The 15,046-nt window shown below is 70.6% G+C and carries 16 protein-coding genes and 1 rRNA gene; 4 read left to right on the top strand and 13 right to left on the bottom strand.

Annotated elements, in window-relative coordinates:
* Positions 1-11: 11 nt before the first annotated feature.
* Positions 12-344, bottom strand: a complete 333-nt coding sequence (locus KK087_RS00085; protein WP_214563791.1) for a TraR/DksA family transcriptional regulator — start codon at positions 342-344, stop codon at positions 12-14.
* Positions 345-394: 50 nt separating this feature from the next.
* Between KK087_RS00085 and KK087_RS00080 the strand changes: the two genes are divergently transcribed.
* Positions 395-1,432 (top strand): LLM class flavin-dependent oxidoreductase, encoded by a 1,038-nt coding sequence (locus tag KK087_RS00080; RefSeq protein ID WP_214563790.1) that lies wholly within the window; start codon positions 395-397, stop codon positions 1,430-1,432.
* 24 nt (positions 1,433-1,456) lie between these two features.
* Here KK087_RS00080 and KK087_RS00075 read toward each other — a convergent pair whose 3' ends face one another.
* Positions 1,457-1,915: an ASCH domain-containing protein gene (locus KK087_RS00075; RefSeq protein ID WP_214563789.1), complete on the bottom strand. Its 459-nt coding sequence runs from the start codon at positions 1,913-1,915 to the stop codon at positions 1,457-1,459.
* Between the two features lie 124 nt (positions 1,916-2,039).
* On the opposite strand from KK087_RS00075, the gene KK087_RS00070 reads away from it, so the two are divergent.
* From KK087_RS00070 to KK087_RS00060, 3 genes are all read left to right on the top strand, one after another.
* The gene (locus KK087_RS00070; RefSeq protein ID WP_214563788.1) at positions 2,040-2,486 is read left to right on the top strand and encodes a DUF2510 domain-containing protein; all 447 of its coding nucleotides are present in this window, start codon (positions 2,040-2,042) and stop codon (positions 2,484-2,486) included.
* 114 nt (positions 2,487-2,600) lie between these two features.
* Complete coding sequence (locus tag KK087_RS00065; RefSeq protein WP_214563787.1) at positions 2,601-3,437, top strand: hypothetical protein; 837 nt, start codon at positions 2,601-2,603, stop codon at positions 3,435-3,437.
* 4 nt (positions 3,438-3,441) lie between these two features.
* The gene (locus KK087_RS00060; protein WP_214563786.1) at positions 3,442-3,690 is read left to right on the top strand and encodes a hypothetical protein; all 249 of its coding nucleotides are present in this window, start codon (positions 3,442-3,444) and stop codon (positions 3,688-3,690) included.
* A 73-nt stretch (positions 3,691-3,763) separates the two neighbouring features.
* Here KK087_RS00060 and KK087_RS00055 read toward each other — a convergent pair whose 3' ends face one another.
* From KK087_RS00055 to rrf, 11 genes are all read right to left on the bottom strand, one after another.
* Positions 3,764-4,774, bottom strand: coding sequence for a site-specific tyrosine recombinase XerD (locus tag KK087_RS00055; protein ID WP_214563785.1), 1,011 nt, complete (start codon positions 4,772-4,774; stop codon positions 3,764-3,766).
* A gap of 54 nt (positions 4,775-4,828) precedes the next feature.
* On the bottom strand, positions 4,829-5,428 hold the full coding sequence (locus tag KK087_RS00050) for a DUF1349 domain-containing protein (RefSeq protein ID WP_214563784.1): 600 nt from the start codon (positions 5,426-5,428) through the stop codon (positions 4,829-4,831).
* Positions 5,425-6,000, bottom strand: coding sequence for an NUDIX domain-containing protein (locus KK087_RS00045; protein WP_214563783.1), 576 nt, complete (start codon positions 5,998-6,000; stop codon positions 5,425-5,427). Before KK087_RS00045 ends, KK087_RS00050 begins: the two co-directional genes overlap by 4 nt.
* 99 nt (positions 6,001-6,099) lie before the next feature.
* Positions 6,100-7,815, bottom strand: coding sequence for a CTP synthase (gene pyrG, locus KK087_RS00040; RefSeq protein WP_214529879.1), 1,716 nt, complete (start codon positions 7,813-7,815; stop codon positions 6,100-6,102).
* Between the two features lie 235 nt (positions 7,816-8,050).
* Entirely contained in the window at positions 8,051-9,745 is a 1,695-nt protein-coding gene (gene recN / locus KK087_RS00035) for a DNA repair protein RecN (protein WP_214529878.1), read from the bottom strand.
* A complete protein-coding gene (locus KK087_RS00030) occupies positions 9,742-10,665 on the bottom strand; it encodes an NAD kinase (protein ID WP_214529877.1) in 924 nt (307 codons plus the stop codon). Before KK087_RS00030 ends, recN begins: the two co-directional genes overlap by 4 nt.
* Positions 10,662-11,474, bottom strand: a complete 813-nt coding sequence (locus KK087_RS00025; RefSeq protein ID WP_307859883.1) for a TlyA family RNA methyltransferase — start codon at positions 11,472-11,474, stop codon at positions 10,662-10,664. The genes KK087_RS00030 and KK087_RS00025 overlap by 4 nt, the downstream gene beginning before the upstream one ends.
* A gap of 13 nt (positions 11,475-11,487) precedes the next feature.
* The gene (locus tag KK087_RS00020; RefSeq protein WP_214563781.1) at positions 11,488-11,655 is read right to left on the bottom strand and encodes a hypothetical protein; all 168 of its coding nucleotides are present in this window, start codon (positions 11,653-11,655) and stop codon (positions 11,488-11,490) included.
* Between the two features lie 10 nt (positions 11,656-11,665).
* The gene (locus KK087_RS00015; protein ID WP_110892159.1) at positions 11,666-12,655 is read right to left on the bottom strand and encodes an HAD-IIA family hydrolase; all 990 of its coding nucleotides are present in this window, start codon (positions 12,653-12,655) and stop codon (positions 11,666-11,668) included.
* A gap of 13 nt (positions 12,656-12,668) precedes the next feature.
* Positions 12,669-13,520 (bottom strand): tetratricopeptide repeat protein, encoded by an 852-nt coding sequence (locus KK087_RS00010; RefSeq protein WP_214563780.1) that lies wholly within the window; start codon positions 13,518-13,520, stop codon positions 12,669-12,671.
* A 1,182-nt stretch (positions 13,521-14,702) separates the two neighbouring features.
* Positions 14,703-14,819, bottom strand: a 5S ribosomal RNA gene (rrf, locus tag KK087_RS00005).
* Positions 14,820-15,046: the final 227 nt, after the last annotated feature.

Genomic DNA, 15,046 nt, shown 5'->3' with positions numbered 1-15,046 from the left:
CCACGTGCCCGTCACGCGTGCGCGACGCACGTCGCCGCCCACGGGACGGCGGCCAGCCGGGCGTCCGGGATCGGCTCGCCACCGACCGTGCAGCGCCCGTAGGTGCCGTCGTCGAGTCGTGCGAGCGCTGCGTCCACCTGACGGACCCGCAGCCGGGCGCCGTCACGGACCGCACCGAGCGACCCGCGTTCCCACGCCAGGGTCGCGCCCTCCGGGTCGTGCTCGTCGTCGGAGTTGGCGTCCTGCCGCGCGTCACTGACGTCGCGCATGCTCCGCTCGACCTCGGTCAGCAACCGTTCGTTGCGGGCGCGTTCGGCCTCGAGTGCGGGGCGGGGATCCTCCATCCCGGACACGGTAGTCGCGGCGGAATGGCACCGCCTCCGGATGCGTTCGCATGGACATGACGAAGATCGGGTTCCTGTCGTTCGGACACTGGCGTGACGTGCCGGGGTCGAAGGTGCGCAGCGGGCGGGAGGCCCTGGTGCAGGCGATCGACCTCGCGGTCGCAGCCGAGGAAGCCGGTGTCGACGGCGCCTACTTCCGCGTGCACCACTTCGCGCCGCAGCAGGCCGCGCCGTTCCCGCTGCTCTCCGCCATCGCCGCGAAGACCAGCCGGATCGAGATCGGCACCGGTGTCATCGACATGCGCTACGAGAACCCGCTCTACATGGCGGAAGAGGCCGCGGCCACCGACCTGATCTCCGGCGGACGGCTGCAGCTCGGCGTCTCGCGGGGATCACCCGAGACCGCCCTCGCCGGCTACCAGCAGTTCGGCTACGTGCCCGACGCCTCGGACGAGAACGGCGGGGACATGGCCCGGGCGCACACCGACGTGTTCCGCCGCGCGATCGCCGGCGAGCCGATGGCGAACGCCAACCCGCAGACGACGGGTTCGGTCGGGTCCCTGCCGATCTCCCCGCTGTCCGACTCGCTCGGCGATCGCATCTGGTGGGGTGCCGGCACGCGCGCCACCGCCGAGTGGACGGCCGAGCAGGGCATGAACCTGATGTCCTCGACCCTGCTGACCGAAGACACCGGTGTGCCCTTCGACCAGCTGCAGGCCGAGCAGATCGAGCGCTTCCGCCGGGTGTGGTCCGAGTCGGGCTGGGACCGCGAACCGCGCGTTTCGGTCTCGCGCAGCATCATCCCGATCATCGACGACGAGTCGCGCCACTACTTCGGCATCCGCGCGCAGGTCGAGGGGCAGGACCAGGTCGGGCACCTCGACGGCGGGCTGGCCCGGTTCGGCCGTTCCTACATCGGTGAGCCCGAGCAGCTCGTCGCGGAGCTCGCTGCCGACCAGGCCGTCCGTGCTGCCGACACCGTGCTCGTCACCGTGCCGAACCAGCTCGGCGTGGACTTCAACGCACGGCTGCTCGCCGCCGTGAAGGACGTCTTCACCGAGGTCGACGCGGCACCGGTCCCCGCCTGACCGGCACCCGGCTCGGGCACGGGCTCAGCCGTTCGGCCAGAGCAGCTGGAAGCGCTCGCACACCACGGGCATGTCCGGTGCGAACCCGCGTGGGCTCTCCGAGTGTGCACGCCAGAATGCCTCGTGCACCCTCCGCCAGTGCTCGAGCGTGCGGTCGCCTTCACCCTCGGCACAGGCGTGGTCCGCGCCGACCTGGTCGAACGGCACCACCCTGACCGCAGTCGTCTCGATGACGGCGCGGGGCGCACCCGAGCCGTCGGTCACGATGCTCAGCTCGTCGGCCGCGGGCAGAGGGTCACCGGTCGCCTCGTAGTCCCAGAGCGACGACGCCGTGCCGACCTTGACCCCGTCGAGCACGAGCCGCAACAGCGCGTCCGCCTGCTCCGGAGTCGCGCCGAAGGCCCACGCCTCCGGCACGGCAGTCGGAAGACTCGGGCGCTCGCGGCGTCGCGCGGTCCAGAAGTCGTCGAGCGTCGAGGGCACGCCCCGACCGTAGTGCACCGGCCGGGTCCCCCCTTGTGCTGACACCCGGCTGGGGACTGGGGCGGTGACGACCGCGCTCCTAGGCTCGGGAGCGTCGATCCACCCCGCACCTCGAGGAGTCACCGTGACGCTGCCGGCCGCAGGCTGGTTCCCGGACCCGCAGGACGCCCGTCGCCTGCGCTGGTGGGACGGTCGCACCTGGGGAGCGGTCACGCGAGTCCCCGCGGGTGCCGCGGAACCGGTCACGCCGATCGTCGTCGCTCCGGTGGGGCCGTCGTTCTCGGTGCAGACGGCGGCGATCCGGACCCATGCGTGGGCGTCCGGCGGCGGTCGCGACCGACGGTTGTCCGTGCTCACGGTGCTCGCGGTGCTGCTCGCCCTGACGTCGATCCTCATCAACCCGCTGGGCGCCTGCAGCGTGCTCGCTCTCGTGTGTGGGCTCGTCGGTGTCGTCCACCCCGGCGCGACCGGCGGGTGGCGAGTGCTCGCGAGGAGCGCTTCGGCGAGCGCCATCGTCGTGGCCGTCGCGACCGGCGCTGTAGCCGCGTCAGTGCAGCTCCATCTCTTCTGACGCGGGGCAACACTGATCAGATCACCGATGGCAAAGATAGCCAGAGGTTGAGACCTGTCGAATCTGTCATGCAGTATTCCAGTACGGCATTGCCACCGTACCGAAGGGAGAACCATGAACAAGCTCGGGACACGCGGGGCAACTACTCTCGCGGCCATGTCGTCGGTCGTGCTGGGGTGCGCGCTCCTGTCCGCAACACCAGCCGCGGCGGCTCCCCTCGGAGAGGATCAGACGATCCGGGCCGTCGAGGCCGCGGAGCGCGCGCTCGGCCTCGCCGACGATTTCCTTCCAGACAGCCCTGAGGTGCTCGCATCGGGTGCCCCCTCAGCGGCCCCGGGCACATCGGCGGCTACCAGCATCACCCCCGGCCCGAACTCGGACCACGAGGCCGGTGTCCAGTACACAGCGGACCGTCTCGATGAGAACTCGACTCGCTACGCGGCGGTGATGAGCGCTCCGGCATCGTCCCGTGCGAGCTGGGCGTTCGACGACGATGTCGAACTGGTGCTCCTCGACGACGGACGGGTGACTGTGAGCGACGCCAACGGTGATCTGATCGCCGGCATCGACGCACCATGGGCGGTCGATGCGAGCGGACGAGCCCTGCCGACGAACTACCGGGTCGACGGGACAACTCTCGTCCAGGACGTCCAAGTCGATTCGCGGACGGCCTATCCGGTCGTCGCCGATCCGCGCTACAGCACGTTCCCTGGGTACTGGACCGTCACGTTCAACCGAGCCGAGAGCGCCACGGTCGTCGGGACGGTGGCGAGCTGTGCGGCGCTCTTCTCGAAGTCACCCGTACCGGTCCTCCGAGCGCTCACGGTGACCTGCGGTGTGCTCGCCGCGTTCAGCACGGCACAGCTCGCCGGGGGAAAGTGCGTGAAACTCCACCTGGCGGGGCTTCCCGGCGTCATCGCCCAGTGGTGGCCGACGTTCCCGAAGTGCTAGAACGATGATCACACCACTCTTCGTCGGACTCCTCGTCGGGTTCGCCCTGGCCACGGCCGGAGAATTCACCGATCGGTGGGCCTCGAGGTTCCTGCGTCTCCTGCCGATCGTTCTCTGGTTCGGATGGCTGGTCAGCGTGATGCCGAACGGTACGTCCGACGGCGAGCTGCGCTTCCTCGGTGTCGGGATGTTCGGTCTCCTGACCGGGATGTTCCTCGCCTGGGCCTCGTTCGGCCATCGGGCGCGTCGTTGACGGGGGCACTCGAGCTGATGCGTGGAGGAAGGGCCTCGCCTTCGTTGGCGAGACCCTTCCGCCGCGACGAGACCTACCGCCGCGCCCGCGGGTGTGCCGTCTGGTACACGTCCCGCAGCATGTCCGCCGTGACCATCGTGTAGATCTGCGTCGTGGCGACACTCGCGTGCCCGAGCAACTCCTGCACCACGCGCACATCAGCACCGCCCTCGAGCAGGTGCGTCGCGAACGAGTGCCGGAACGTGTGCGGTGACACGTGCGCCTCCAGGTCGGCGGCAGCAGCGGTGGCCTGGATGACGAGCCAGGCGCTCTGCCGCGACAACCGCGCGCCGCGGGCACCGAGGAACAGCGCCGGTGTCGACGCCCCTCGCGCCGCGAACACCGGCCGTGCCCGCACCAGGTAGGCATCGATCGCGGCCCGGGCGAAGCTGCCGAGCGGGACGATCCGCTGCTTGTTGCCCTTGCCGGTGACCTTCACGACGGACAGCCCGTCCGCACCGGGGCCCGGGCCAGAAGCGTCAGCAGCGGCGTCCGACAGCGTCGTCACGTCGTCGACCGACAGTCCCACCGCCTCGGAGATCCGCGCACCCGTTGCGTAGAGCAGCTCGAGCAACGCCTTGTCCCGCAGCTGGACGGGGTCGTCGGCATCGACGGACACCGCCCCGAGCAGCCGTTCCATGTCCTCGACGGGGATCGCCTTCGGCAGCCGCATCGGGGCCTTCGGCGGCCGGACGGCGGTGCCCGGGTCGAGCGGCAGCCAGCCCTCCCCCGCGGCGAAGGCGGTGAACGACCGGACCGAGCTGAGCATCCGCGCGATCGACCTCGGCGCCAGCGGACCGTCCGGCTTCGTCGCCAGGTAGGTCACGAACTCCGAGACGTCCGCCCGTGCCAGCCGGGCGACGTCAGCGATCGCCGACGCACCACCAGCCCGGTCCGCGCCGTCGGAATCGACCACCGGAGCGGTCGCGAGCCAATCGGCGAACACGGCGAGGTCCCGCCGGTACGCCGACAACGTGTGTTGCGAGAGTCCCCGCTCGATCGCGACGTGCCGGAGGTACGTCTCCACGGCACGGTCGAGGGGCATCACCTCAGCAGGCTAACCGGCGAGCGGCGACACGACGGACCGTCGGCCAGCACGTCAGTGCAACGCCTCGTCCGGCGCGCCCAAGCGGAACCCGGTGAACGTCACGGTCAACCCGGCCCGCGTCGGCCCGGCGCACAGCAGTCCCGCGGAAACGACGGCCTCCGGGTCGAGGTACGCGACCCGGACGAGACGGGGCTCGTCGCCCTCGGCCCACGCCCGGATCGTCACGGCGTCACCATCGCGGCTCGCGCGCACGGTCACGACCCGGCCCGCCCACTCCGGCACGGGCGACACCGACCAGTCCGAGAACCCGCGCGTGACCACGGCCCCGAGCTGCGGCGCTCCGTCCGAGAACTCCACGCCGGCCTTGATCCACGTCTGCTCGTCGACGCGCAGGAACACCCCAGCCTGGTCGAACTGCTCGGTGTAGTCGAGCACGAACGACGCCTCGACCGAGAACGGCCCGTCGGTCGGCTGCAGCAGCGCGTGCTCGGAGTCGTGCACGAACCCGTACGAGGTGGTCCGCCAGGCATCGCTGCCCTCGACCGCGGTGACGCGGAACACGTCGCCGTCGGATTTGGCGGCCTCCGGCTCGTGCGTCCAGGTGCCGGTGGCGACCAGGTCGCGCAAGCCCTCGACCGCGGACCCGCTCACTTGCCGCGCTGTTCGATGGCCTCGACGGCGAGCGTCGCGACGACGAGGGCCGAGTTGTTGAGCCGACCGCCCAGGATCCCCTCGAGCAGCTCTGCCCGCGGGACCCAGCGCGTCACGATGTCGGCCTCTTCCGCCTCACGCTCGAACGCGGACTCGGTCGAGCGAACACCGCGCGCCCGGTAGATCTGGATGAACTCGTCGCTGCCGCCCGACGAGGTGTTGTAACGGACGAGGGGCTCCCAGGTGTCGGCCTCGAGGTCGGCCTCCTCGCCTAGCTCGCGCTTCGCGGCCGTCAGGTGGTCCTCGCCCTCCATGTCGAGCAGACCGGCGGGCAGCTCCCAGTCCCGCAGCCGCACCGGGTGTCGGTACTGCTGGATGACCAGGACGCGGCCCTCGTCGTCCTCGGCGTACACGGCGACGGCGCCCGTGTGGTCGATGTACTCGCGGACCATCGATTCGCCGTTGTACGCGACGGTGTCGCGGCGCACGTCCCAGACGGCGCCCTCGTACACGACGGTGGATTCGGTGACCTCGAAGGAGGCGGACTCGTCAGCGATCGGTGCGTCTGTCACGTCTCCATCCAAGCACGCGCCCCTGACGCGGCGACAGACGGACGGGAGGCGCGGTGCCAGCTGGCACCGCGCCTCCCGTCCGATCGTGGAGACCGGCGCTTACGCGACCTGCTCCTCGGTCTGCGGGTCGAACAGGCTGGACGCCTCGTGACGCTCGATCGCGGCCGCGACGAGCCCCGCGAACAGCGGGTGCGCATCGGTCGGACGCGAGCGGAGCTCCGGGTGCGCCTGCGTGGCGATGTAGAACGGGTGCACGTCGCGCGGGAGCTCGACGTACTCCACCAGGGTGCCGTCGGGGGACGTGCCCGAGAAGACGAGGCCGGCGTCCGCGATCTGCTCGCGGTACTTGTTGTTCACCTCGTAGCGGTGACGGTGCCGCTCGGAGGCCTCCGGCGCTCCGTACAGCTCCGCCGCCAGCGACCCTTGCGTGAACGACGCCGGGTACAGGCCCAGACGCATCGTGCCGCCCAGGTCGCCACCGGCGATGATGTCGACCTGCTCCGCCATCGTCGCGATGACCGGGGTGGAGGTCTCCGGGTCGAACTCGGTGCTCGACGCGTCGGTCAGACCGACCTCGTGCCGGGCGTACTCGATGACCATGCACTGCAGGCCGAGGCACAGGCCGAGCGTCGGGATGCCCTGCTCACGTGCGAACTTCAGCGCGCCGAGCTTGCCCTCGATGCCGCGCACGCCGAACCCACCCGGGATGCAGATGCCGTCGACGTCGCCGAGCTGCTTCGCCGCGCCCTCGGGCGTGGTGCAGTCGTCGGACACGACCCACTTCAGCGTCACCTTGGCGTCGTGCGCGAAGCCACCCGCACGGAGCGCCTCGGTCACGGACAGGTAGGCGTCGGGCAGGTCGATGTACTTGCCGACGAGGGCGATCGTGACGGCCTTCTTCGGCTCGTGAACGGCACGCAGGACCGGGGTCCACGCCGTCCAGTCGACGGGGCCGGCCTCGAGCTTGAGCGCATCGACGATGACCTGGTCGAGGCCCTGGTTGTTCAGCAGCGTCGGCAGGTCGTAGATCGAGGGGACGTCCACCGCGTTCACCACGGCGTCCTCGTCGACGTCGCACATCAGCGCGATCTTGCGCTTGTTCGACTCCGACACCGGACGGTCGCTGCGCAGGACGAGCGCGTCCGGCTGGATGCCGATCGAGCGGAGCGCCGCCACGGAGTGCTGCGTCGGCTTGGTCTTCTGCTCACCCGAGGCGTTCATGAACGGCACCAGGGAGACGTGCACGAAGAACACGTTGTTGCGGCCGAGCTCGTGCCGGACCTGACGGGCGGACTCGATGAACGGCTGCGACTCGATGTCGCCGACGGTGCCACCGACCTCGGTGATGATCACGTCGGGCTGCGGGTCGTTGTGCGCCTGCTCGCGCATCCGACGCTTGATCTCGTCGGTGATGTGCGGGATGACCTGCACCGTGTCACCGAGGTACTCGCCGCGCCGCTCCTTGGCGATGACCGTCGAGTACACCTGGCCGGTCGTGACGTTGGCGGCCTGCGACAGGTTGATGTCGAGGAAGCGCTCGTAGTGCCCGATGTCGAGGTCCGTCTCCGCACCGTCGTCGGTCACGAAGACCTCGCCGTGCTGGAACGGGTTCATGGTACCCGGGTCCACGTTGAGGTACGGGTCGAGCTTCTGCATGACGACCTTGAGGCCGCGAGCCGTGAGCAGGTTGCCGAGGCTGGCCGCCGTCAGGCCCTTGCCGAGAGACGAGACGACCCCGCCGGTCACGAAGATCTGCTTCGTCACCTTCGGGGTCGAAATCGAAGAATTGGTACCGCCGCTGAGAGTGTCCGCCACGGGATTCCATCGTACGTCAGAACTGCCGGGAGGCGCGACTTCGGTTCGCCCTGGGCGTTGCGCAGGTGGGTGGCCGGGTCCTCGGGCCGTGGCCGGTTCGCCGTTCCGTGGCCGGTTCGCCGTTCCGTGGCCGGGTCTTCGGACCGTGGCCGGGTCTTCGGACCGTGGCCGGTTCGCCGTTCCGTGGCGGGGTTACCGGCACCAGGGAGGCGGGCAGCGCCCGCCCGCCTGGCCGTCAGGCCCGCTGGCCGGCCACGTCGAGCAGCTCGCGCGCGTGCTCGATGCCGCTGGCGCTGTCGCCGAGTCCGGAGAGCAGCCGTGCCATCTCCTGCAACCGGTCCTCACCCTCGAGCCGGCGCACGCTCGACGACGTGACGGCCCCGCTGGCGTCCTTCACGACGTTGAGGTGGTTGTTCGCGAAGGCCGCGACCTGGGCCAGGTGCGTGACGACGATGACCTGCGTCCGCTCGGCGAGCTTCGCCAGGCGCCGGCCGATCTCGATCGCCGCGGCACCGCCCACGCCGGCGTCGACCTCGTCGAAGACGAACGTCGGCACCGTGGTGCTGCCGGCCATGACGACCTCGATCGCGAGCATGACGCGCGAGAGCTCACCGCCGGACGCCCCCTTGCCGATCGGCCGGGGGTCGGTGCCGGAGTGCGGCTGGAGCAGGATCGTCACCTGGTCACGGCCGTGGCGGCGGTACTCGCCGGCGTCGGTGACCTCGACCACCAGGGTCGCGCCACCCATCGCGAGGGTCTTCAGCTCAGCGGTCACGCGCTTCGCCAGGTCGGCCGCGGCCTTGGTGCGCGCCGTGGTGAGCGCGGCGGCGGCGGTCTCGAGCGCCTGCTCGTCCTGCTCGACCGACTGCTGCAACGCCGCGATCCGGTCGTCGTCGCCGTCGAGCTCGAGCAGCCGGTCGCTCGCGCGCTGTCCGTAGGCGATGACGTCGTCGATCGTCTCGCCGTACTTGCGCGTGAGGCCGGCCAGCAGGGCACGGCGTTCGTTGATGAGCTCGAGGTCGTGCCCGGCTTCGGGTTCCAGGGAACCGAGGTAGCTCGAGATGCTCGCCGAGGCCTCGGCCGCCTGGATCCCGAGCTCCGTGAGCTGCTCGAGCACCGGCTGCAGGGCGCTGTCCGACGACACGACGCGCTCCACGGCACGACGCGCGGACTCGACCAGGCCGACGACGTCGGAGACGCCGTCGAGGGACTCGCTGGACAGGGCCTCGTGCGCCAGGGCCGCGGACAACCGGAGCTCCTCGAGGTTCCCCAGCCGTTCGGCGCGCTCGGCGAGCTCCACGTCCTCGCCGGGCTGCGGGTCGGCGGCCTCGATCTCGTCGGAGGCCGCGCGGATCCGGTCGGCCTCGGCCACCCGGTCGTCCCGGTCGCGGACCAGGACCTCGAGTTCGCCGGCGTGCTGCTGCCAGGCGTCGTACGCGGCGACGTACCGGGCGAGGGCCTTCTCGAGCGAGGCTCCCCCGAACCCGTCGAGGGCGGCTCGCTGCGCGGTGGCCGAGGTCAGACGGATCTGGTCGGACTGCCCGTGCACGGTGACGAGCTGGTCGGCGAGCTCGCCGAGCACGGCGACGGGCGCACTCCGGCCACCGACCGTGGCACGGCTGCGTCCCTCGGCGGAGACCGTGCGGGTGAGGATGAGTTCGCCGTCCTCGACGGTGCCCCCGGCGTCCTCGACGCGTTCGGCGACGGAGTCCTGCTCGGGGACGTGCCAGCGACCTTCGACGACGGCGCTCGACGCACCGCGGCGCACCGAGCCGGCGTCGGCCCGCGCACCGAGCAGCAGCCCGAGCGCGGTGACGATCATGGTCTTGCCCGCGCCGGTCTCCCCGGTGACGACGGTGAAGCCCGGCCCGAGTTCGAGCGTGGTCTCACCGATGACACCGAGGTCGCGGATCGCGATCTCCTCGATCATCGGTCGTCCTCGTCACTCTGGGGGCCGCGCCACCCGGCGACGGGCAGCTGGAACTTCGCGACCAGGCGGTCGGTGAACGGAGCGTCCTTGAGTCGGGCGACCCGCACCGGGTCGGGCGAACGCCGGACCTCGACACGGGCGCCCGGGGGCAGGTCGTGGGTCCGTCGGCCGTCGCACCAGAGCACACCGACGCCGCTCGTGCGCCGCAGGACCTCGATGGCGAGCGTGCAGTCCGGCCCGACGACGATCGGACGGGCGAACAGGGCGTGGGCGCTCAGCGGCACCATGAGCAACGCGTCGACGTCAGGCCACACGATGGGGCCACCGCCGGAGAACGAGTACGCCGTGGAGCCGGTCGGGGTCGACACGACCACGCCGTCGCAGCCGAAGGACGACAGCGGGCGGCCGTCGACCTCGGTCACGACCTCGAGCATCCGCTCCCGCGAGGCCTTCTCGATCGTGGCCTCGTTCAGCGCCCAGCTCGAGTAGACGATCTGGTTGCCCACGACCACGTCGACCTGCAGGGTGACGCGTTCCTCGACCTTGTACTCGCCGGACAGCGCACGCTCGACCGTCTCGGACAGGCCGTCACGTTCGCTCTCGGCCAGGAACCCGACGTGGCCGAGGTTCACACCGATCAGCGGCGCACCGGTGTTCCGCACGAGCTCCGCCGCGCGGAGGATCGTGCCGTCGCCGCCGAGCACGATGACGATCTCGAGCTGGTTCGGCTGGACGTCGACACCGAGGATGTCCACCTTGCCGACGGATGCCTCGGCCCGCCGGATGTCGGCGTACTCGTCGAAGGGCATGACGGGCGTGAGACCGGCCGCGTGCAGGAGGTCGCAGACCTCGACCGCAGCGTCGATCGAGTCACGGCGGCCCGTGTGGGACACGAGCAGGATGTGCCGTTCGTCACTCATGAAGACCCTTCCGTGAGTTCGGTCGCCCGGACTCTCCATTCTGTCGGATTGCCCCCGACACCGCGCTGGAAGCGGGCGAGGTACTCGTGGTTGCCGTGCGTCCCGACGATGGGCGACGCGACGAGCCCGCTCGTCCCGAGGCCGAGGTCCCACGCCGCCCAGAGCACGTTCATGAGCGCGTCGTTCCGGAGCCCGGCGTCGTGCACGATGCCTTCGCGCACCCCACCGCGACCCACTTCGAACTGGGGCTTCACCAGGAGCACGAACTCGTCCGCGGGGACGGCTTCGGCCAGCGCCGGCAGCACGAGTCGGAGCGAGATGAAGGACAGGTCCCCCACCACCAGGCTCGTCTCGGCGGCGGCGGTGTCGAGCGCCAGGTAGTCGGAGCGCGTGAGGTTGCGCGCGTTCAGCCCCTCGACCACCGCGACGCGTTCGTCGAGTGCGACGGTCGGGTGCAGCTGCCCGTGGCCCACGTCGAGCGCGACGACCCGTCGGGCTCCCCGCGCGAGCAGCACCTGGGTGAAGCCACCGGTGCTCGCGCCCACATCGAGCACGACCCGGCCGTTGGGGTCGACGTCGAACGCATCGAGCGCACCGACGAGCTTCCGGGCGGCACGCGAGACCCATTCATCCGCGGCGTCGACCTCGATGTCCGCGTCGGCGGCGATCGGTGTTGACGGCTTCACGACCGCACGGCCGTCGACGACCACACGGCCGTCCTGGATCAGCTTGCTCGCGACGGTGCGCGACCGCGCGAGGCCCCGAGCAGCGACGAGGGCGTCGAGGCGGACCGGGGTCGCGTCGGGCACGGCTCCGTCCGGCTCAGGCACTCGCGGAGCCGCCGCTCTCGAGCCGCGTCCGCAGCTCGTCGTGCAGGGCGGAGAAGGCGTCGGCACGGTCGGCGAGCGGGAGGGTCTCTGCCTCGGCTGTGCGCGCGGCGAAGGCGTCCTGCTGCTCGGGTTCGGCGGACGACTGCTCGGGGTTCGGCACGTCCGACACGCTACTCGCCGCCGTACAGCTGCGGGTCCACGTCGAGGCCGTAGATGGCCAACCCGGACTCCCAGATGAGCGCCGAGCCGGCACGCAGCCGATCGATGTCCGTCCCGGCGTCGAGCACCCGGACGACGTGCCCGCGCATCGCCACCGTCGAGGTGCCGACCGTCACGTACCGGGTGCCGTCCTCGTCCTCGCGCCGGACGGTCTCCGGGTACGGCTGGGACAGGCCCCGGAGGTCTTCCAGCACGTACGTGGGACGCGAGCGCTGGTCGGCCGCGAGGACCTGCTTCGCCTTGTCGATCCCTGTCAGCACGAGCACGCTCGGGATCCCGACGTCGTTCGCGCCCTTGATGTCCGTGTCCAACCGGTCACCGATGAACAGGGTGCGACCACCGCCGAACCGCTCGACCGCGGTGTCGAAGATCGGCCGCTCGGGCTTGCCGGCGACCACCGGCATGCGACCGACGGCCTGGTGCACGGCGGACACGAGCGTGCCGTTGCCGGGCGCGATGCCCCGCTCGACGGGGATCGACCAGTCCATGTTCGTGGCCACCCACGGCACGTCCGGATCGGCCAGGGCGAACGACGCCTCGGCCAGTTCCTTCCAGCCGAGGTCCGGCGAGAAGCCCTGGATCACGGCGGCCGGGGAGTCCTCCGCGCTCGACGTGACCGTGAACCCGGCTGCCTCGACGATGCTCGACAGCCCGAGCCCGCCGGTGACCAGGACGGTCGACCCGGCGGGGACCAGGGTCGCGAGCAGCTGGACGCCGGCCTGCGACGAGGTGACGACATCACCCTCGGACACCTCGAGCCCGTAACGCTCGAGGTGCTCGGCGACGTCGATCGGGCGGCGCGACGCATTGTTCGTGATGTAGCCGACCCGCGCCGTGAGCGAGGCCCGGGTCAGGGCCTCGACCGCGTGCGGGATCGCGTTGCGGCCCCGGTACACGACGCCGTCGAGGTCGGTGAGGACCACGTCGACGCCGTCGGTCAAGGCCGCCGAGTGCTCAGTCGGCTGCGGAGCCGTCGACGTCGCGGGGGTTGTCGTCGTCGACCTCGCCGGGCTCATCGGCTGCTGAGGTGTCGTCGTCGAGGTCGTCGAGGGCGGGTTCGTCATCGATGTCGTCATCGAGGGCGTCTGTGGGGTCGTCGTCGCCGCCGAGTTCTTCTGTCGCGACGGCGTCGGCTCCGAGGTCGTCGGCGTCGTCGTCTCCGGCGTCTCCGTGTTCTTCGACTTCGAGCGTTTCCTCGACCACATCAACTGTCTCCCAAGCATTGTCGTCCGCGATCTCGGCGAGGGCCGCTGCCGCGCGGTCCACGCGTGCCCACCACTCGTCGGCCTCGTCCTGTCGACCGAGCTCCTCGAGCGTGGCCGCGTAAGCACTGTAGAGCGCCGGGGACCACGTGTAGGCGGTGGACGGGTCGAGCTGTGGAATCTCCAGCTCACCGAGTGCTGCTGTGGGATTCCCGAGGTCCAGACGCGCGCCGGACATGGCGATCGCGAGTTCGACCTGCACCGGGGTCTCGAGGGCCGAGCGCTCGACCGAACGACCGAGTTCCAGCGCACGCTCCGGACGCCCCAGGCCGCGCTCGCAGTCCACCATCATCGGCAGCTGGTCGTTGCGACCGGAGATCCGGCGGTAGGTGCGGAGCTCGCGCAGGGCGGTCGCGAAGTCGCCGAGGCGGTACGCGGTGATAGCGGCCGTCTCGCGGACCACACCCACACGACCGGCACGGCGAGCGGCGCTCAGGGCGTGCTGGTTGGCCGTCTCGGGGTCGTCGTCGACGAAGAGCGCAGCGGCCACGAGGTGACGCGCAACCCAGTCGGCGTTGTCCTTGCTGAGGGTCTTCAGCTCCATGCGTGCCGCGGGGTCGAGGTCGCGCGCCTGGATCTCCTCGGGGATCTCCGGGTCGTCGTGGCGCGGTCGGATCGACTTCGTGCCGTAGGGGTCGCGGTCCTCCCAGTCGTCGCGTGCGGCCTCGCCGAAGCGGGCGCCGGCGTGACGGGTCCCGTCGCCGAACCGACGACGCTCTTCGCCGCCGTCGCGACCCGGGCGGTCCGACGAAGCGCCACGGAACGGACGGTCCGAGCCACCACGCGCCGGACGGTCGCCATCACGCGCAGGCCGGTCCGATGACCCGCCACGGTACGGACGGTCACCGTCACGACGCGGACGCTCGGACGATCCGCCACGGTACGGACGGTCACCATCACGCGCGGGCCGATCCGACGACCCGCCACGGAAGGAACGGTCACCATCACGCGCAGGCCGATCCGACGACCCGCCGCGGTACGGACGGTCGCCATCACGCGCAGGCCGATCCGACGACCCGCCGCGGTACGGACGGTCGCCATCACGAGCCGGACGGTCGGACCCGCCACGGTACGGACGGTCGCCATCACGAGCCGGACGGTCGGACCCGCCACGGTACGGACGGTCGCCATCACGACGGGGACGATCCGCACCACGGGGACCGTCGCCACGAGGCGGCCGGCCCGAGTCGCCGCGGTCACCCTGCCACGAGGGGCGGTCGTTCCGGTCACCGGAACGGAAGGGACGATCGCCGTCTCGGCGAGGTGCACTGTCTCGACGGGGGGCGCCGTCACGGAACGGACGGTCTCCACCATGCGGACGATCGCGACGGTCGCCTTCACGGCGCTCGAACTCGCGAGGACCGGACGACCAACGACCATCGCTCTGGCCGTCCCGACGCGGAGCGCCGTCGCGACGGGGGAAGCGGTCGCCGTCCCGTCGAGGTCGATCTCCGCGGTCGCCGTCGTTCCGCCGCTGATCGTCGTCGTTCGCCACCGTTGCTCCTCGTTGCGTGCCCGGTGCAGAGCCTCGGGCGTTCGTCCGCTGTGTCGTTGTGTTGGGCGCCGCACGGTCATCCGACGTCCGGCTTCCAGTCCACCACGAACCGGAGCTGACGTCGAGCGACCGAGGGCAGAAACAGAAATGGCCACCGGCCCCGACCGAGAACGAGGGTTTCCCCTGCGAATTCTCGATGGAGGGCCGATGGCCACATCTTTCTTACGTTAAGTCCGGCGGCGTCCTACTCTCCCACAAGGTCCCCCTTGCAGTACCATCGGCGCTGAGAGGCTTAGCTTCCGGGTTCGGAATGTGACCGGGCGTTTCCCTCTCGCTATGACCACCGGAACACCTTCGACCATGATCTGGTCTCAAAGCTGTCCCGACTACCGTCTCCCGTGAAGAAGACAGAGCGGTGTATTCAGTTTCGATTCCCGATCGTCTGTCGGGAACCACAAAGTGGACGCGAGCCCGTGCAACAAGTGCACGGAAATCAGTGTGTTATCAAGTCTTCGGCTTATTAGTACCGGTCAGCTCCACGGGTCGTTAGTCCCCGCTTCCACATCCGGCCTATC

Source organism: Curtobacterium aurantiacum, assembly GCF_018598555.1.
Lineage (GTDB): Bacteria > Actinomycetota > Actinomycetes > Actinomycetales > Microbacteriaceae > Curtobacterium > Curtobacterium aurantiacum.
The sequence above is the reverse complement of the archived record's forward strand: the minus strand, read 5'-3'. Positions and strand labels throughout refer to the sequence as shown.